23 protein-coding genes are annotated in these 16,923 nt (G+C 64.9%); 15 read left to right on the top strand and 8 right to left on the bottom strand.

The genetic code is table 11. From position 1 onward, the window contains the following. Window positions 1–3: 3 nt before the first annotated feature. Window positions 4–636, bottom strand: a complete 633-nt coding sequence (locus tag V5F23_RS26490) for a 2OG-Fe(II) oxygenase (RefSeq protein WP_042731306.1) — start codon at window positions 634–636, stop codon at window positions 4–6. 140 nt (window positions 637–776) lie between these two features. On the opposite strand from V5F23_RS26490, the gene V5F23_RS26495 reads away from it, so the two are divergent. Then, on the top strand, window positions 777–1,520 hold the full coding sequence (locus V5F23_RS26495; protein WP_042731305.1) for a DUF2059 domain-containing protein: 744 nt from the start codon (window positions 777–779) through the stop codon (window positions 1,518–1,520). A 118-nt stretch (window positions 1,521–1,638) separates the two neighbouring features. Here the strand turns inward: V5F23_RS26495 and V5F23_RS26500 are convergent, their stop codons facing one another. Next, window positions 1,639–2,586 carry an alpha/beta hydrolase gene (locus tag V5F23_RS26500; RefSeq protein WP_042731308.1) on the bottom strand — a complete coding sequence of 316 codons (948 nt, stop codon included), beginning with the start codon at window positions 2,584–2,586 and terminating at the stop codon, window positions 1,639–1,641. A gap of 108 nt (window positions 2,587–2,694) precedes the next feature. Here V5F23_RS26500 and V5F23_RS26505 point away from each other — a divergent pair, with 108 nt between their 5' ends. The 14 genes from V5F23_RS26505 to V5F23_RS26570 all read left to right on the top strand — a co-directional run bounded on the left by V5F23_RS26505 (window position 2,695) and on the right by V5F23_RS26570 (window position 12,275). After that, window positions 2,695–3,270 carry a DUF6436 domain-containing protein gene (locus tag V5F23_RS26505; protein ID WP_042731304.1) on the top strand — a complete coding sequence of 192 codons (576 nt, stop codon included), beginning with the start codon at window positions 2,695–2,697 and terminating at the stop codon, window positions 3,268–3,270. A gap of 395 nt (window positions 3,271–3,665) precedes the next feature. Further along, window positions 3,666–4,589 (top strand): sigma-54 dependent transcriptional regulator, encoded by a 924-nt coding sequence (locus tag V5F23_RS26510; RefSeq protein WP_042731303.1) that lies wholly within the window; start codon window positions 3,666–3,668, stop codon window positions 4,587–4,589. Window positions 4,590–4,682: 93 nt separating this feature from the next. After that, the gene (locus V5F23_RS26515; RefSeq protein ID WP_042731302.1) at window positions 4,683–4,892 is read left to right on the top strand and encodes a hypothetical protein; all 210 of its coding nucleotides are present in this window, start codon (window positions 4,683–4,685) and stop codon (window positions 4,890–4,892) included. Window positions 4,893–4,950: 58 nt separating this feature from the next. After that, the gene (locus V5F23_RS26520) at window positions 4,951–5,865 is read left to right on the top strand and encodes a type III secretion protein (RefSeq protein ID WP_042731301.1); all 915 of its coding nucleotides are present in this window, start codon (window positions 4,951–4,953) and stop codon (window positions 5,863–5,865) included. A 46-nt stretch (window positions 5,866–5,911) separates the two neighbouring features. Continuing rightward, entirely contained in the window at window positions 5,912–6,286 is a 375-nt protein-coding gene (gene sctI / locus V5F23_RS26525) for a type III secretion system inner rod subunit SctI (protein ID WP_042731300.1), read from the top strand. Window positions 6,287–6,300: 14 nt separating this feature from the next. Continuing rightward, window positions 6,301–7,185, top strand: a complete 885-nt coding sequence (gene sctJ / locus V5F23_RS26530) for a type III secretion inner membrane ring lipoprotein SctJ (protein WP_042731299.1) — start codon at window positions 6,301–6,303, stop codon at window positions 7,183–7,185. Next, complete coding sequence (locus tag V5F23_RS26535; RefSeq protein WP_042731298.1) at window positions 7,182–7,781, top strand: hypothetical protein; 600 nt, start codon at window positions 7,182–7,184, stop codon at window positions 7,779–7,781. The genes sctJ and V5F23_RS26535 overlap by 4 nt, the downstream gene beginning before the upstream one ends. Beyond that, window positions 7,759–8,340 (top strand): type III secretion system stator protein SctL, encoded by a 582-nt coding sequence (gene sctL / locus V5F23_RS26540; protein WP_042731297.1) that lies wholly within the window; start codon window positions 7,759–7,761, stop codon window positions 8,338–8,340. Before V5F23_RS26535 ends, sctL begins: the two co-directional genes overlap by 23 nt. Before the next feature lie 98 nt (window positions 8,341–8,438). Further along, window positions 8,439–8,663, top strand: coding sequence for a type III secretion protein (locus V5F23_RS26545; protein ID WP_042731296.1), 225 nt, complete (start codon window positions 8,439–8,441; stop codon window positions 8,661–8,663). Then, on the top strand, window positions 8,650–9,087 hold the full coding sequence (locus V5F23_RS26550) for a type III secretion system chaperone (RefSeq protein ID WP_042731295.1): 438 nt from the start codon (window positions 8,650–8,652) through the stop codon (window positions 9,085–9,087). Before V5F23_RS26545 ends, V5F23_RS26550 begins: the two co-directional genes overlap by 14 nt. Next, window positions 9,080–11,227: a type III secretion system outer membrane ring subunit SctC gene (gene sctC, locus V5F23_RS26555; protein WP_047735831.1), complete on the top strand. Its 2,148-nt coding sequence runs from the start codon at window positions 9,080–9,082 to the stop codon at window positions 11,225–11,227. The genes V5F23_RS26550 and sctC overlap by 8 nt, the downstream gene beginning before the upstream one ends. Continuing rightward, window positions 11,224–11,433, top strand: a complete 210-nt coding sequence (gene hrpT, locus V5F23_RS26560; protein ID WP_042731022.1) for an HrpT family type III secretion system protein — start codon at window positions 11,224–11,226, stop codon at window positions 11,431–11,433. Before sctC ends, hrpT begins: the two co-directional genes overlap by 4 nt. Window positions 11,434–11,439: 6 nt before the next feature. Further along, window positions 11,440–11,817, top strand: a complete 378-nt coding sequence (locus tag V5F23_RS26565; protein WP_042731021.1) for a hypothetical protein — start codon at window positions 11,440–11,442, stop codon at window positions 11,815–11,817. Window positions 11,818–11,825: 8 nt separating this feature from the next. Next, window positions 11,826–12,275, top strand: coding sequence for a type III secretion system chaperone (locus tag V5F23_RS26570; RefSeq protein ID WP_042731020.1), 450 nt, complete (start codon window positions 11,826–11,828; stop codon window positions 12,273–12,275). 54 nt (window positions 12,276–12,329) lie between these two features. Here V5F23_RS26570 and V5F23_RS26575 read toward each other — a convergent pair whose 3' ends face one another. From V5F23_RS26575 to V5F23_RS26600, 6 genes are all read right to left on the bottom strand, one after another. Continuing rightward, window positions 12,330–12,851 (bottom strand): type III effector, encoded by a 522-nt coding sequence (locus V5F23_RS26575; RefSeq protein ID WP_185057675.1) that lies wholly within the window; start codon window positions 12,849–12,851, stop codon window positions 12,330–12,332. A gap of 126 nt (window positions 12,852–12,977) precedes the next feature. Further along, on the bottom strand, window positions 12,978–14,078 hold the full coding sequence (gene sctU / locus V5F23_RS26580; RefSeq protein WP_042731019.1) for a type III secretion system export apparatus subunit SctU: 1,101 nt from the start codon (window positions 14,076–14,078) through the stop codon (window positions 12,978–12,980). A 15-nt stretch (window positions 14,079–14,093) separates the two neighbouring features. Then, window positions 14,094–14,891, bottom strand: coding sequence for a type III secretion system export apparatus subunit SctT (gene sctT / locus V5F23_RS26585; protein ID WP_042731018.1), 798 nt, complete (start codon window positions 14,889–14,891; stop codon window positions 14,094–14,096). Next, window positions 14,891–15,145, bottom strand: a complete 255-nt coding sequence (gene sctS, locus V5F23_RS26590) for a type III secretion system export apparatus subunit SctS (RefSeq protein ID WP_042731017.1) — start codon at window positions 15,143–15,145, stop codon at window positions 14,891–14,893. The genes sctT and sctS overlap by 1 nt, the downstream gene beginning before the upstream one ends. Window positions 15,146–15,154: 9 nt before the next feature. Next, entirely contained in the window at window positions 15,155–15,808 is a 654-nt protein-coding gene (gene sctR, locus V5F23_RS26595; protein WP_042731016.1) for a type III secretion system export apparatus subunit SctR, read from the bottom strand. After that, on the bottom strand, window positions 15,805–16,923 hold the full coding sequence (locus V5F23_RS26600) for a FliM/FliN family flagellar motor switch protein (RefSeq protein ID WP_042731015.1): 1,119 nt from the start codon (window positions 16,921–16,923) through the stop codon (window positions 15,805–15,807). Before V5F23_RS26600 ends, sctR begins: the two co-directional genes overlap by 4 nt.

Here is a 16,923-nt window from a genome sequence, read left to right on the forward strand (position 1 = left end):
GGGTCAGAACAACTCGTTGCCGCGGCGCCGGAACCAGCCGGTCAAGGACAGGCGGTTGCGCGTGGCCGGCAGGACTTCGTGGGGAATGTCGCCCGAGAGGAACACCACCAGGCAACCGCCGACGGGCACGACGTCATGCTCCACGCCATCGTCCAGGTACATGCGCAGTTGGCCACCCTGTTCCGCCGACCAGGCGTCATTGAGGTAGAGCACCGCCGACACCATGCGCCGGTCGTCGTCACGAAAGCGGTCGACATGCTTGAGGTAGAACGCGCCGGGCGGGTACAGGGCGAAGTGGCTTTCGAAATCCTCCAGGCCCAGGAACAGCCCACGGTTCATCGCCTCGCGCAGGCTGTCCATCAAGGCCAGGTAATGATCGCAAGCCTGCGCCTGGCCAGGCTCGATCCATTGGATGCGATCACCCCGGATACCTTCGCGGATCTCCGAGAACGGTCCGCGCCCGACCGCCGCCGGCGCCAGTTCGCCTTCGGCGGCGCGCTGGCGACACTCGGCCGCCAGGGCGCGGGTCAGCGCGTCCGGCAGGAACAGGTTCTGCTGCGACCAGCCGCGCTCGGCCAGGTCGTCGACGATACGTAACAGCAGCGGGTGATCAGAAGGTATTTGCATGGCGCGCATAGTATGCCTGTGCCTGCAAAACCGACAGCGCCACGCAGCGACTTTACGGCGCCAGGTAGCACTGGCGTACGAACTTGATACGAATTCTCGACAAGTTCCCATGCCCCACGGAGAATAGTCGGCTGCTGACAGGAGTCCCTATGCGCCGTTTGCTTTTCTCACTGTTGATGTTCTGCGTGTTGCCCGCCTGGGCAGACAGCTACGACCAGTTGTACAAGGTCGCCGGCTGGCCGGAACAACGGGCGCATTTCAATGACGCCCTGAGCGCGGCCCAGCAGCGCTACCAGAGCAGCCTGCCACCGGCGGTGTTCCAGGCCCTGGTGACCAACAGCAATCAACGCTTCGCCCCCCAGGCCATGGACCAGCGGGCCGAGGCGCAAATGCGCAAGAACCTTCGCGATCCGAACCCGGCACTGAATTTTTTCCAGACGCCCCTGGGTCGCAAGGTCGTGGCGGCCGAGTTGCTGGCCACCCGGCGCGATCAACTGGCCAAGAACGCCAAGGGCTTGCCGAAGATGCAAGCCAGTGACAATCGCCTGCTGATCATCGGCCACCTGGCCCAGGCCCTGCCCGCCCGCGAGGCCGGCGCCGAGGTCAGCCTGGCGATCGCCGGCGTCGCGGCCGACAGCCTGAGTTCGATGATCCCCGGCCTGCTGGGCGCCGGCCAGGCCCAGGGCATGCTGAACGGCCAGCGCCAGCGGTTGATGGAACAGATCGGCGCGGACCTGAACAACACGCTGCTGTACGTCTACCGTGACCTGAGCGATACCGAGCTGGAAGAGTTCGCCACTTTCGCCGAATCAGCCGAGGGCCAGGCTTATTATCAAGCCGCGCTGGCGGCGATCCGGGCGGGGCTGGCGGTGGGGCAGAATCTCGGGCAGTAGTGCCCAATAACGCCATCGCGAGCAAGCTCGCTCCCACAGGGTTTTGAGTACGCTCAGATTTCCCGAACGCCAGAGGTCCAATGTGGGAGCGAGCTTGCTCGCGATTGCACATTCAAAGTCACCGCCGCATCCGGCTCATCCGCTTCGCCAGAAACCCGAACATCTCCTGGCGCAACGCCAGGGTCTCGTTCGCCAGGTGATGCCGTCCCTGGGGCAGCATCAGCACCTGGGGCCGGTCGAACTTGCTGCGCAACACGTCCAGGTTGTGTTTCCAATCCACCGTCATGTCGGCCTGGCCCTGCACGATCAGCGGCTGGCGTGGGCTGCCCGGGGCGGCCTCGATACGCTTGATCCACTGGCCCAGCGCCCCGACCCACGCCGTGGGCAGGCGGAGCGGTTGCAGCGGGTCGGCTTGCAGGAATGGCAGGAACTGCGGGTCACTGGAGTTTTCGCTGAAGCGCCGGGCAATACCGGTCACGAACGGCTTGAGCAGGTAATAACTGAGGCGCGACCAGCCCCAGGCCCGCGGTCGCACCAAAGGCGACAACAGGATGACCTGGCCCTGGGCCGGGCTCTGGGCGCCCTGGTTGAGCACGTGATCGACCACGATGGCGCCACCGGTGCTCTGCCCGCACAAGTGCCAGGGCTGGGGCAGCTCCAGCGTGGCGGCCTCGCCCAACAGGCCCTGCAAGGTGGCCTGGTACTCGGCGAAATCACCGATGCTGGCGCGCTCGCCACTGGACAGGCCATGGCCCGGCAAGTCACAGGCGATCACCGCGAAGCCCTGCTCCAGGCCCCATTCGATCAAGTGCCGGTACAGCCCCATGTGATCGTAATAGCCGTGGAACACGAACAGCGTCGCCACGGTTTTTTCCGGCCACCAGACCTGACTGACCAGCGTGTAACCCTCTACCTCGAAACACCCCAGTCCCTTGCGCACGTCGCGCCCGGGAAAGTCCAGGCCGTAGAAGCGCTGGTACGCCTGGGCTTGCTCCGACAGGGGTTGCCACCGGGCCAGAGGTTGCAGGCTGGCACGCAGGAGATCGGGATCGAAAGGAGCAGGCATCAATAGGTCCAGGCAGAAGCGCATCGCGCGAAACAGACTTTGTAGGCCTGTGATATTCATCTGTCGCAGCGGGCATGGCAAGCTACGCGACCTCAGAGGATCGACACCATGCGCCCGTCCCACCGCACGACCTTGCTTGCCAGCCTGCTTGCCCTCGCGTGCGCCATCCTGTTGTGGGTGGCCTACGACTGGTTCCAGGGGCGTTTCCTGCGGGCCTTCAGCCAACACACGGCGGTATTTTCCGGCGAGCCGCTGCGCCTGCCGTCCGAGCTGGCCGGCCCCGGTGCCATCCGCCTGGTGCATTTCTGGGACCCGGCCTGCCCGTGCAACGTCGGTAACCAGCAACACCTGTCCGAACTGGTCGATCAATATGCCGCGCAGGGCGTAGAGTTTTATGCGGTTCAGAAAACCGGCAGCCAGGGCCAATTGCCCGCGACGCTCAGCCGCCTCAAACCCCTCGCCACACTCCCCGGTTCCAACCAGATTCCCGCCAGCCCGGCAGTGGCGATCTGGGACCACAGCGGCCAACTGGCGTACTTCGGTCCCTACAGCGAAGGGCTGACCTGCAACTCCACTAACAGCTTTATCGAGCCGATCCTTGAAGCGCTTAGTGCTGGCCGAAAAGTTAACGCCACTAACACATTGGCGGTCGGCTGTTATTGCCCCTGGTCAACTCCCAAGTGACTAATCTGAACTACGAAACGTATTTCCAAAACCCACTAGTTCAGTACTAAGCGATCGAACATTTGTTTGATTGTAGAGCGTTTGCTCCAAACAGGCGCTTGCGCTGAACCGTTTGTCGGATCCAATTTTCAGAAGCCCCTCCTACACGCCTCGTTTTTTGGCCGAACCCCATGCCAGACGGGTTGCGCAGGGGTGTTCCGGCTTTCCGGCCGTTGAGCTGAAACGATTAACATCTGCCGTGCCAGCATGAACTTTTTTTTAATCGGTTCTCTAAACCTCCGTAGCAAACAGAACGTTGGTCTCAAGTCGGTCATGCCGCGGCGCGGGAAATTTCTACGCGCCTTTGATCTTTAAATTGTCGACCTCCTACCAAAACAAGAATGGAATCGTCAGTGATGCAAAAGATGCTTTGCGCTGCACTTTCCACTACCCATAAAGAGGATGTTCTCAACCTTGAGGCGTTTGCCCAAAGTGTGGCGCCGCTCATGGTTGACGTGCTATTGCGCGGCGAAACCGGCACCGGCAAAGACACGCTGGCGGAGAAAATCCACCGCATGTCCGGTCGTTCAGGCAAATTCGTCGCCATCAACTGCGCCGCCATTCCCGAGAGCCTGGCGGAGAGTCAACTGTTCGGGGCCAACACCGGTGCGTTTACCGGTGTCAGCCAGAGCCGCGCAGGGTTCGTCGAGGCGGCGCATAACGGAACGCTGTACCTGGACGAGGTCGACAGCATGCCCCTGGCGTTGCAAGCCAAGCTGCTGCGTGTCCTGGAATCCAGGACCGTCCAGCGCTTGGGTTCGACCCAGAGCATCCCGGTGAACATGCGGGTGATCGCCTCCGCCCAGTGCCCTTTGGGGGAGATGGTCGAACGGGGCGAGTTTCGTCGCGACCTGTACTTCCGGCTGAACATCGTCAGCCTCAAGCTGCCGCCCCTGCGCAGCCGCAAGGAACGTATCGTGCCGCTGTTCCAGTCACTGGTGCGGCGTGAAGCCAAGGCCCTGGACCGGCCCTACATCCCCCCGTCGCCGGAGCTGTTGTGCCACCTGATCGGCTACGCCTGGCCAGGGAACATCCGTGAGCTGCAATCCGCCGCCAAACGCTACGTGCTGGGCCTGCCGGCGCTGCCCCGTGCCGAACTCTCGGAGCACTGCAACACCACGCTCAATTTGAAAGAGCAACTGCAGCAGTTCGAGAAAGTGCTCATCGAAGACTGCATGCGTCGCCACCATCGTCATATCGACAAGGTCATCGCCGAGCTGGGCATCGCACGGCGCACGCTCTACTACCGGATGAAGTGCCTGGAAATATCGATGGGTTGAGTGCCCGGCGTGGAACCGTTTCCACCTGCGCCGCCACCTAACCTTCGAGACACTCACAACCGTCTCGCCATTCCACAATCCGGAGATACGACTATGAGTTTTGGTGGAGCTTCTCTTGCGGCCTCCATGGCGGCCATGCAGCAGATGGATGCTACCTCGGCCGCGATGACGACCATGAAATCCGAATTCGACCAAAAGAAACTGATCGCCGACACCATGAACGCCATCTCGGCAGAGTCCATGGACAGTGCCACCAAGGCCATTACGGCCATGGGGGAGGCGTCCAAGAACATACGATTCTGACAACCCGCTTCAAGCCCCGCCGCGGCGGGGTCTCTTCAAGCGCGATGAGATCAGGCCCATGCATATCGATCGGCTGAACAGCCTTCGTCCTCCCGCAGCCCTTTCACATGACGACTCCACGCAACGCCGCGCCTCGATCACCCAGGGCCTGGCAGATGCGGTGATCGAGCACCTGACGCAGCATGCGAGCAGCGGCCGGTTGAAAGAGTCACTGGTGCGATGGGGCGGTGAACACGACTCGGCAGGTGGACGCTCGCCCTTCGGCTGGCAGCCCCCGCAGCAGGGCTTGGCCGTGGAAACGGAAAACCCGCTGAACCTGGTCCTGACGGACATCCTGGAAGAGATCAACGGCGGTACCGGCCAGAACCTGGAGGTCGATATCGACGACGCCTATTCCGATGAGGACCTGTTTGGCGACCTGGCGCAGATGTTCGCCCATCGCCGGCCACCCATCGGCGACAACGACGTCGGCAGCCAGAGTGATTTCGGCAGTGCGAACAACCCGTTCTGCGGCGCGCTGTTCGGCGCCTGGGAAACGGACGGCCCGCTCGACCGGCATAACGCCAGCCTGCGGCTGTTGCTCAGGCTCATCGCGGTGCTGGGCCGGCGCAAGCTGCTGACGCTGCTGGACATCGACGACAGCGCGGGCCAGGCGCGCTACGAGCCGGACGACCAGGACCTGTTGTTCGAGATCGCCAGCTTCATGGACCAGCACCCACAGCGCTATCCGCCGCCCAGCACCCACGGCGAAACGTGGACATGGACCGAGCGCATCGCCCTCGGCACGCCACTGCAAGCCCACGAAACCCGGCTGTTCCAGCTGGCCCTGGAACAACTGGACCTGGCGCTGGCTCGCCTGGCAGGCCAGTACCCGGTCGCGCGGCGGCGAGCCCGGCGCGGGCGTGAGGAAATCGAGTTTCACCTGAGCGTCACCGGCAGTGCCCGCAACGTCCTGCGGCTGATGTGCGCCTGAAGGCATCCGCCCCTTTTGATTCGTCCCCTCGAGATTGGAGAAGCCCATGGAAATACAAGCCATCGATGCCAGCCAACTGGCCTCCTCACCGGCCAAGGCGGGCGCACGGCCGCAGGCCAGCGCCGAGACCAGCGACGTCAGCTGGTTCAACGCCCAGATGCGCGAGAAACCACCGGCGCCGGATAACGAAAACAACGTCGCGGCACGCATCATCGATTCGCTGTCGAGTCGCTCCGGCGAACTGCAACGACTGGACGAGCGCGCCAACCGCGACATGCTCAAGGCCATCCGCACCGCCGACCCGCAGGACATGTTGCAGTCCAACCGGTCGTTGTCGTCGTTCCACCTGGAAAGCCTGATGACCGCGAAACTGGTCAGCAAAGGCTCCCAGGCGATCGAGAAGCTCACTAACCTCCAGTAAAGGAAATGCCGGCCATGTTCATGCGCGCATGCTCAACGTTGTTACTGTGCCTGCTGCTCACGGCTTGCGAGGAGCGATCGGCGCTGCACAGCCGCCTCTCCGAGCAGGATGCCAACGAAGTGATCGCAGAGTTGGCGGACAAGAACATCGAGGCGAGCAAGCAAGTCGACAAGGACGGCATGACCGTCCTGGTCGAGCCCGCCGACATGAACAGTGCCGTCCACGTGCTCGAAGCGGCCGGCCTGCCGCGGCGCTCACGTTCCAGCCTGGGGGATATCTTCCGCAAGGAAGGGGTCATTTCCACGCCACTGGAAGAGCGCGCCCGCTATATCTACGCGTTGTCCCAGGAGCTCGAATCGACCTTGTCGCAGATCGACGGCGTGGTGCTCGCCCGGGTCCATGTGGTCCTGCCGGAGCGGGTCGCGCCCGGCGAGCCGGTGCAACCGGCGTCGGCCTCGGTGTTCATCAAGCACACCGGGGCGCTGGATCCCGACAGCATCACGCCACGGGTGCGCAACCTGATCGCCAGCGGGATCCCCGGCATGGCCGATGCGGCCCACAATGCGAGCAAGTTGTCGGTGGTGTTCGTGCCCACCGTGCCGTATCAGGAGCGGCGCAAGATGGCGCACTTCGGGCCGTTCGTCATGCAGGCCGAGGAAGTCGCCTACTGGCGAACGGTCACTGTGGTGGCGGGCATCATATTGCTGGGGATCCTGCTGGGCGCCGGCTATGGTCTCTACCGGTTGTGGCGCAAGGGCGCCCTGACGCTGCCGCGCTTTCTCGAACACAAGCTCGCCCGGCCGGGCGCCCCCGCCGCACCACCGGGCAACACGGCGGCACCGTTGTTCGCGGTCAAGACACCGGGCGCTGGAACCCATGACAAAGGCTCTGCCGCATGAGCGCCGCGCTGGAGTGGGTTCACTGGTGGCACCACGCCTGGCGCCAGGCCACCCCCGAATGGCAGCCACTCGACCTTGCCCGACTGAGTGCGTCACGCCTCGACGCCCTGGCCCGTGGGCACCACGCCACGCTGGCCAGGCGCTTCGGCATGACGCCCTGCACGCCACCCAGGCCGAGCCCGGCGCAGCAGGCACTGCTTTGCACACCGGCCGCCCTGGCCCTGGCCTGTGAACTGGTGGCGACCACCTGTTCACCGTTGACGGCCACCCCGGCATTGTCGGCGCAGGACCGCGCCTGGTGCGAACGCACGGCCAAGGCATTGCGCCCCGGGCATTGGCTCGAACCGGACCAGGATCCGCTCGCGCTGCTGCGGGCCTGGCTCGACGAACCGACCTGGCAACGGGCGCGCCTGGCGTTCCCTCGCGCAAGGATCATGGCCATCGAATGCAGCACGGCGCCCCAACCCCAACCGCCCGCGGCCAGGCTCGACACGCTCTGGCAGTCCGCCTGCTGGAAAGCCGGGCAAAGCCTGGCGTCCCCCGTCCCTACCCCCCACGACACGGAGATCCACGATGCTCGCCCGGCGCTCGCTTGAACTACGCCCCGAAGGCCAGGGCTTGCTGCAGCCCTATATCGCGCGCGAAACCCTGGTCGATTGCGCCCGTGCGCAACGTGTCATCGAACACGCCAGGGACCAGGCCGCGCAGTTGCTCGAACAGGCCAACGAAGTGGCCGAAGCGCAGGTCCTTGAGGCCCAGGCGCAATTCTGGGACAAGGCCGACGCCCTGCTCGCCACATGGGAAGCGCAGCGCCAGGCGATGTGGGAGCAGATTGAAAGCAGCGCTGCACGGCTGGTCAACGAGGCCCTACAAACGCTACTGGACGAGGTGCCCGAACCGGCGCGCATCGATGCGCTGGTGCGTCAGCTGGCCTCGGGGCAACGCGATCCGGCCACCGCTACCCTGCACTGTCATCCCGAAGACCTGGCGAGCCTGACCCGCAGCCTCGGCAACGCCAGCCCGCAAGCCTGGACGCCGGTGGCCGATGCCGGCATGGACCGTCAGCAGGTGAAACTGCAAACCCCTGGCGGCACGTTCCAGCTCGACTGGCCCAGCGCCGTGCAAGCGCTGCGGCTGCCAGAGCCGCAACCCTAAATCCAGTCCCCCGCTTCTTTTCTCGCTTCCTTGCGGAACCGCCACGGGCGTAACCACCACTCACCGGGTGAACACGCCCAAGCCCGGAGGAACCGTTTATGTCTTCTATCGATGCCCTGCAGCGCCGCCTCGACACTTACTTCCAACGCGCCACCGACAACGTCAACAACGCGGCGATGAACGCTGCGCAGAGCCAGTCCCTGGACGACATGCACACCTTCCTCACCAGCATGAACGGCATGTCGGTCGCGGTGACGGCGGCCACTCAACAGACCACGGCCCACCACAACCTCGCCAAGGCGATCATCGATGCAATGCCATGAGCTGCGCGCGCAGCTCATTCGCTGGAGTGCCGGCGCCGATGAGCCCGCGCCTTTCACCCTGGTCATCGACGACGGCGACGTCACCTTCGACAAACTCGAAGGCGCGCTGCTGCTGTCGGTCGAGCTGCCCGCCAGCGTGTCCAACGAGGCGGCCCTGGAAGAGGTGCTCCGGCTGGCCCACCCGAGCCTTTCGCGATTCCCCGGGGCACTGGCGCGCGCGCCCCACGATGCGCGGTTGTGGTTGATGGCGCAGCTGGCTCCGGACGGACACGTCGACGACTTGATCGAGTTGCTCGAAGCGCTGCTCAACCAGCGCGACACCTGGCAATCGATTCTGCAAAAAGCCCCACGTGCGGCGGCGGCGCCCGTGGCGCGGCGGCCCTCGCACGCTCATTTCCTTGGAACAGGACTGCGCCATGCCTAACCAGTGGTTTATGCCGTACCGCTTGATGACCGAAGGCAACGCCCGTCTTCGCCAGTTGATCACGCAGCGCTGGGCGAGCCCCTCGCTGATTGCGCTGGTGCTGGCCGGCTCGCTTGGGCTGGCCGCGCCGACACAGGCCGCCGTGCCCACCGATTGGAAGAACACCCCCTATGCCTATGACGCCCAGGCCACGCCGCTGACCAAGGTACTCGATGACTTCGCCAATACCTTCGGCGTGCAACTGGTGATCGACGGCACCGTCAAGGGCACGGTGGAAGGCCGGATGCGGGCCGAAAGCCCCCAGGCGTTCCTCGACCGGCTCGGGCTGGAGAATCGCTTCCAGTGGTTCGTGTACGGCAGCAGCCTGTACGTCAGCCCGTTGCAGAACCAACGCTCCAAGCGCCTGGAGGTGTCCGCCGATGCAGTGCCGGACATGAAACAGGCGCTGACCGATATCGGCCTGCTGGACCCGCGTTTCGGCTGGGGTGAATTGCCTGACGAAGGCGTGGTGCTGATCACCGGTCCCGAACGCTACGTGCGCCTGGTGACCCAGTTCGCCAGGGCACGCAAGACCCCCGAAGAAAAACAGGAAGTCATCAGCTTCCCGCTGCGCTACGCCACCGCGGCCGACCGCAACATCAAATACCGGGGCGACACCCTGGTCATCCCCGGCGTCGCCAGCATCCTGCGGGGCCTGCTGGAGAATCGTGGCTCGACCTCCGGCGCGGCACCCACCGCCCTGCCCCAAGCGTCGTTCCAGAACATGCAGGGCAACCAATCGATGGCCATGGGCAATATCGAACAACTGGCCTTCAACGGCATGGGCCGCCCGAACACCACCCGCGTGCAGCCCGGCGATAGCGGCGGTGGGAGCCGCGGCAAGATTCGTGTCGAAGCCGATGTGCGCAACAACGCCGTGCTCATCTACGACGCGCCCAAGCGCCGGGAAATCTATACCCCGCTGATCCGCGACGTGGACGTGCCGCGCAAACTGGTGGAAATCGACGCGATCATCCTGGACATCGACCGGACCCAACTGGCCGAACTGGCCTCCAACTGGAACGTCGAGAGCGGCGACCTGATCGGCGGCGCCTCGATGCTGCGCCCCGGTGCCAGCTCGACGGTATTCATCCAGGACTACGGCGACTTTTCCGCGCAACTGCGCGCGCTGGAAGGCCGCGGCCTGGCCACGGTGGTCGCCAACCCCTCGGTCCTGACCCTGGAGAACCAGCCGGCGGTCATCGACTTCAGCCGTACCGAATACCTCTCCGCCATCGGCGAGCGCGTGGCCAACATCGAACCCATCACCGCCGGCACCAGCCTGCAAGTGGTGCCGCATGCCATCGAGACCGGCGGGCACAAGCAGATCCAGATGGCCCTGGACATCGAAGACGGCCGCATCGAACCTTCCGAGGTTGGCCAGCAGACGCCCAGCGTGCGCCGCGGGGTGGTCAGCACCCAGGCGGTCATGGGCGAAAGCCGTTCGCTGGTGGTGGGCGGTTTCCACACCGAGGAAACCGGCGACAACCTGGAACGGGTGCCATGGCTGGGGCGCATCCCGCTGCTGGGGCCGCTACTGTTTTCGTCGACCACCCGCGAAACCAGCCGCCGGGAGCGAGTGTTCATCCTGACGCCACGCCTGATCGGCGACCAGGTCGACCCGGCCCGCTACATCTCGACCCTCGACCGCGAACAGGTGGACAGCGCCATGGCGCGCCTGGAAGAGCGGCGCAACGGCAAGCGCCCGGTCGGTCGCCTGGAAGTCAGCGACGTGCTCGCCCGCCTGGCCGACGGCAACATCCCGGCCTCGTTCAAGCAGGCCGATTCGATTCCCTACTCCCCCGAGACGCTGTGCGCCTTGCAGCCCGGACTGACGCTGGACGCCTCGCGCGCCCAATGGTTCGCCGGCCCCGACTACGGCATCGCCGTGGGCGTGGTGCGCAACGATGGCCAGCGGCGGTTGCGCTTCGATGAAGCGAGCTGTGGCAGCCGCTGGACCCTGGCGGCCTCTGCCTGGCCGAAAGTGTGGCTGGAACCCGGTGAGGAAACCGAAGTGTTCGTGGTCATGAACCAGCCCGCGCGCGTACCGGGCGGCGAACGTCCTTCCCTACTGCAAACCACTGCGAGGATGAACCCATGAGGCGCACACCGCTGCTGCTCGCCGTACTCCTGAGCCTGCCGGTATTCGCCGGCTGCGCAAGTCGCTCGGGCTGCCAGGCCGGTTCCTGTGAACGTGCCGAGCCCGACCCTGCGCGGATCGTCGTCTGGTGGTCGCCCGGCATGCGCGGCGGCCTCGGCTCGCCCGAACACCCACTCGACCACAGCGTCGTCCCCTTGGAGAACTGAATCGGCATGTCTTTCTCGGTGCACAGCGCAAGCACTCGCCAAGCTTTTCAAAAGAACATCATCGCCGGCATTGCGACGTATTGGGAAATTGCCCCCGGCATTGAGTTCGGCTTGAGACGCGAGCCTCACAGCGTGGGGCTCGCGCTACAAGTACAAAGCCAGGTGCTACGCGCCAACCAGATCCAGCAAGCGCTCGAACGACGCTTCGCCAACCCGCTGGAATACGCTCAACTGTTCGTGTTCCTCGACCCACAGCGAGCGCTCGTGGTGTGGCAGGCGCTGCCGGACTCCTCCATCACATCTGAACTGCTCGACGAGATCCAGTCCCGACAGCTTTCGCTGCTGGGCCTGGAAGACCTCGACGACCGTCCAGCCACCTACTGAGGTTCGCCATGACCGCCGCACCGCTCGCCCAACGTTTGATCTCGGCCCTCGCAGACCATCTGCACGCGGACTTGCAACTGGAGCAAGGTGTGTGCGCGCTGTATGACAAGCACAACCGCGAAGCGGTGGTCATCGAGTTGCCCGAGCACAGCGACATGGCCATTCTGCACTGCGCGATCGAGGTGACGGTCCACGCCCCCGGCCTGCACAAGCGCCTGCTGGAACTCAACTTTCGCCTGGACCTGCTCGGCGGCAGCTGGCTGGCCCTGGACGACAAGGCCTGTGTTCGCCTGTGCGCCCACAGCGCGTTGTCGGCCCTCGACGAAACCCGGTTCTGTCATTGGGTGGTGGGGTTCGTCGCCCAGGTCAACGAGGTGCGCCCTCGCATCCTCGATTTGGCCAAGCCGGGCGAACCCCGTCCGGCGAGCCTCGCCATGAACCGCACCCGCCTGGGTTGAACCGCCCCGTCGAGCCCCACCAGGTACGCCTGGCGGGGCCGTGGGCATCGGGCCTCAACGCAGCTTCATCGCTTCGCCACCTTCCTGCATGACCTTCCTGGCGCTGTCCAGGAAGCCCTTGGTGACTTCTGTCACCGTGTCGCTCATCAGCTTGGTCATGTCCGCGGCACTCTTGATTTTCAGCATCGCCGCCTGGCGCTCCTCGATGCCCATCTGAAGTTCGAACTGATTCGCCATCAACTGTCGCTGACGGGACTCCATGTCGCTCAGCAGCGTTTGCTCGGAGCTAGGTGCCGGCGGCGGGGTCGCCGTATCGGTTTCGGCGGACGGCCGTGGCTGCGGGGGCTGGGACCTGGCACGGGACGCGCGGGTTTCCTCGCGGGTGCGGGTTCGACCGCGCTGATGCAACGTCGGGGGCGTCGAGGACGAACGCCCTCGTGCCTGCAAGCTCTGGCTGGTGCGGCGTTGTTGGGCTTCGAGAGGCTGCTGGCTCAACGTGGAAGCGTTGGACAACAGGCTGCTGTCGACCCCGTGCAGGGCGCCTGTGCGCCCGACAAGGCTTGGATCATGGGGCATGGGAAATTCTCCAGTGGGTTCCTCGGGGAGGATAGGCGGGCCATAGCGGCAAGCCGGCAGCGCCCGGACGAATCCGGCTCATCCCCTGAGTGGCCGTCACGGGTGCATCGGTTCCCTCGCCCGGCCTCAGCGCAGGTTCAACTCCGGAATCTCGATCACCTCGGCCTTGGCCTCGTCGTCCAGTTCCCGCAGCACCCGGTAGATGTGCGCCACTGCCTGGAGCGTCTCGCGGGGGATGAAACCGCCGACGTCCTCGCGGTAGATCGTGCGCGCCAGCCAAATGCACTGGATGACCGGGATCCGCGCCGCCTTGGCCCGCTCGATCAGCGCCCGGGCCTCGGCATCGACGCCCTTGACGATGAGCTGCGGCAGCGCCGTTTCCTCGGGCCGGTAGCGCAGCGCGACGGCAAAGTGAGTGGGGTTGACCACCAGCATGTCGGCGTCCTCCACCGGCTGAGCTTCCTTCTCGGCGGACTGCCCGGCCAACTGCCGGGCCAGGTTGCGGCGGTGCATCTTGACGTGCGGATCGCCTTCCATTTCCTTGAATTCCTTGCGCACTTCTTCCTCGCTCATGCGCAAGCGCTTGGCAAAAAAGTACTTCTGCAGGCCGAAGTCGATGATCGCCAACACCAGCAACACCGCCAGGCACGTGTGCATGATGTGCCGGAACAAGCTGGCCAACCCGCGCCAGTAGGTTTGCAGGTCGCCGTTGACCAGGCTGACCAACGCCCCGAGCGCCGGCATCGTGACCAGGTACAGCACGGCCCCGATGAACACTGCCTTGACCAGCCCCATGAACAGGTTGATCAGCGCCTGCCCGGAAAACATCTGCTGGGCCTGGTTCAGCGGGTTCAGGCGGTTCGGGTCAGGCGCCAGGGCCTCGGGGGAGAACAGGAAGCCGAACTGTATCCAGCCGGCCACCAGCCGCGTGGCAATCGCCAGCCCCACGGTCATCAGGGTGAAGCTGAGCAACACGCTACCGGCATGGGCCAGGGTTTCCTCGAAGGCCCGCGTGAAATCGACGTCCAGCCGATGCAGCGGGAAGGCCGCCAGGTCTTGCAGCGTCTGCATGCTGTCATCGGCCAGTGTCAACGCCACCTCGGTGACCGCCGCGAGCACCAGCAGGCTGCTGAGGTCCTGGCTCTGGCCAACCTGGCCTTTGTTGCGGGCGTCGCGAATCTTCTTCGGCGTCGCGCTCTTGGTCTTTTCGCCACTGTCTTCACTCATCGGCGAGCCCCTCCCTCAGGGCGCCTGCAACAGCAGGTCAAGCAGGTGCCGGATTTCCCCATAGCGGATGAGACGGCCGGTCATCGCGTCCCACAGCGTGGGCAGGTAGAACAGCAAGAAGCCCAGGCCAATCAGGCTCTTGGCCGGCATGGCGAGGATAAACACCTGCAGTTGCGGGCTGTACAGGCTCAGCAGCGCCAGGCTGAACTCCACCAGCAACAACAGGCCAATGAACGGCGCGGCGTAGAGCAGCATGTGCATGAACATCTCGGCGAGCAGCCCGAGGAACACCCCGAAGCCATCCGCGCCGGGCAGCGGGAACCAGGTCGTGGGCGACCAGACCAGGTAGCTGTCCCAGATCACCTGGGTCAAGGTGCCGATGCCCAGGGTGGCGACCAGCAACAGGATGATCATCTCCTTGAACAGGTGGCCCAGGGGCGTGGTATCGGTGCCCAGTGCCGGGTTCAACTGGCCGCCGATGAGCGCGCCGCGCTGGTTGTCCAGCAAGGCCCCCACCGATTCGTACAGCCAGAACGGCATCGCCAGCAACACCCCGAGCAAGAAGCCCAATATCAGCTCCTTGACCATCAAGCCGCCCAGGAACAGCCAGTTGACCTGGGCGTCGATCAGCGCCTGGCGGATACCGGGGGCCGGCAACATCGCCAGGGCGAAGACGATGGCATGGCGCGGCAGGCCGCGCAGGTGCTGGAAGCAGAACACCGGCACCAGGTAGGCGACCGGATAGATGCGCGCCATGCCGAGCGCCACCGACAGCAGCAGGTCGAAATAGGGCAGGAACGCCGAGGCCGCCATCAGGTGTTGGCCATCATTTCAAAGGCCCGGCGCAGCAATCCCATCAGTTCTCCGCCCACCCAGCGCCCGGTCACCAGCAGGGTCAGCCCCACCGCCACCAGCTTGATGCCGAACGGCAGGGTCTGGTCCTGGATCTGCATCAAGGCCTGCACCAGCGAGGTCAGCACCCCCACTAGCACCGCCACGATCAACGGCGGCGCGGAGAGCAGGACCACCAGCAACATGCCTTCCTTGAACAGCGTCATCGCGTCCATCGCAGGTCCTCAGAGGTAGGAATAGAAGAGGCTGTCCAGTAGCTGCGTCCAACCCTGGGCAAGCACGAAGACCAGCAACTTGAGCGGCAACGAAATGGTCATGGGCGCCACCATCTGCATGCCGAGCGCCAGCAGCAGGTTGGACACGATCAGGTCGATGACGATGAACGGGATGTAGATCAAAAAGCCCATCTGAAAGCCCGCCTCCAGTTCCGACAGCATGAACGCCGGGATCAGCAGCATCAGGTCATCGCGACTGGCCTGCTCGGCGCGCTCCTTGGGCCACATTCGCTGGGTGTTCTCCAACAGGTGGGTGAGGATGTCCGGGTTGGTGTTACGCGACATGAAGGCTTGCAGCGGCTTGATCGCGTTCAGGGCCGACCCCTGCAACGCCTCGGTGTTGCTGAAGTCCAGCGGCCGTTCTTTGAGCGCTTCGGCCACGTTGTGGCCCACCGGCGCCATGATGAACAGCGTCGCGGCCAGCGCAATGGCATACAGCGCCATGTTCGGCGGCACTTGCTGCACGCCGATGGCGTTACGGGTGATGGTCAGCACGATGGCGATCTTGAGGAACGCGCTGCAGATGATCAGCAGCAGCGGCACCAGGGAAATGCCCCCGATGAACAGCGCCAGCAGGAAGGGGTCGACCCCCTGGAAGCTCATCCAGCCACATCCACGCGGACGATCTGCAAGCCCAGCCGGCCATCGACCTCCACCAACTCGCCATGGGCCACGGGCCGCTCGCCATAGAACAAGGCCCCGGCCCCCGCGGCTACGCCTTGCACTTGCAGCACCGCGCCGGGTGCCAGGTTGCGCAGTTCGCCCAAGGTCAGGTTCAGGTGGCCGCAACGTACCGTGAGCGCCAGCGGCAGGTCGTCGAAACGTTCATGGCGGTCGACGGCCGCTTGTTGTGCCGCCGGTGCGTCCTCGGCATCGGCTCCGGCTTCGGCGTCGGCCTGGGCCAAGGTCGCCGGGTCGAACGCCGCCGGGTCCTGTTCGTCGGCGGCGTAGCGGGCGGTGTCGTCCCATTCGGGCGTCAGGATGTCGGTGTCGGCGGTGCTGCTCATAGCGGTCTCCTCAAGCGCGAGTACGGTCAGGTGCAACGGTGCGGCGTGGCTGTGCACCTGCACGTGTAGGCAATGCCGGCCCAGGCGAACCAGGCCTTGGCCGGATGAATCGAACCGGTGTTCCTCGGGTATCACCACGTCACCGGGGCGAAGGGCGGCGAGCTGTCCGCTGGCCAGGGCCAGGTGCCCGACCAGCAGCGGCACGCGGAACATAAAGTGTTCGGTCCAGGGCTCGGCCTGGCGCTGCCAGAGGGCGGCGTCGAGCAGGCCCAGCAAGGTCTGGCCGGGCACCTCCAGGTGGCTGACCACACGCGCGGCCCCCAACTGCACCTCGAGTCGACAGGCAATGCCGCTGACTCCGGTCGCGGCCAGCGGCTTGAGAAAACCGAAGGCTTGGCGCAAGGGCTCGCTCAGGAGCTGATGGAACAGGGACCAGAACCACTCGTCATCGGCCCCGGGCTCGGCGGGCAAGACCACCGGGCACTCACCGAACAGGCTCAGCACCGGGCCGGGTTCACCCAAGACAAACGCCCCGTGGGCACACTCGAGCACAGCGGGCGAGGCACCCGTGGGGCCGTTGCCCAGGCTCAGCGCCAGTCGCCCCGTTTCTCCCGCCACGTCGAACGGCAACTCGACGCCAGCCCCCAGCCGTTGGCGGGCGACGGCTTCCTCGGCGCTGACCGATGGCAGCGACAGTGCAAATGCGCTCAT

The organism is Pseudomonas sp. WP18, from assembly GCF_036689585.1.
Classification (GTDB): Bacteria; Pseudomonadota; Gammaproteobacteria; order Pseudomonadales; family Pseudomonadaceae; genus Aquipseudomonas; species Aquipseudomonas chlororaphis_E.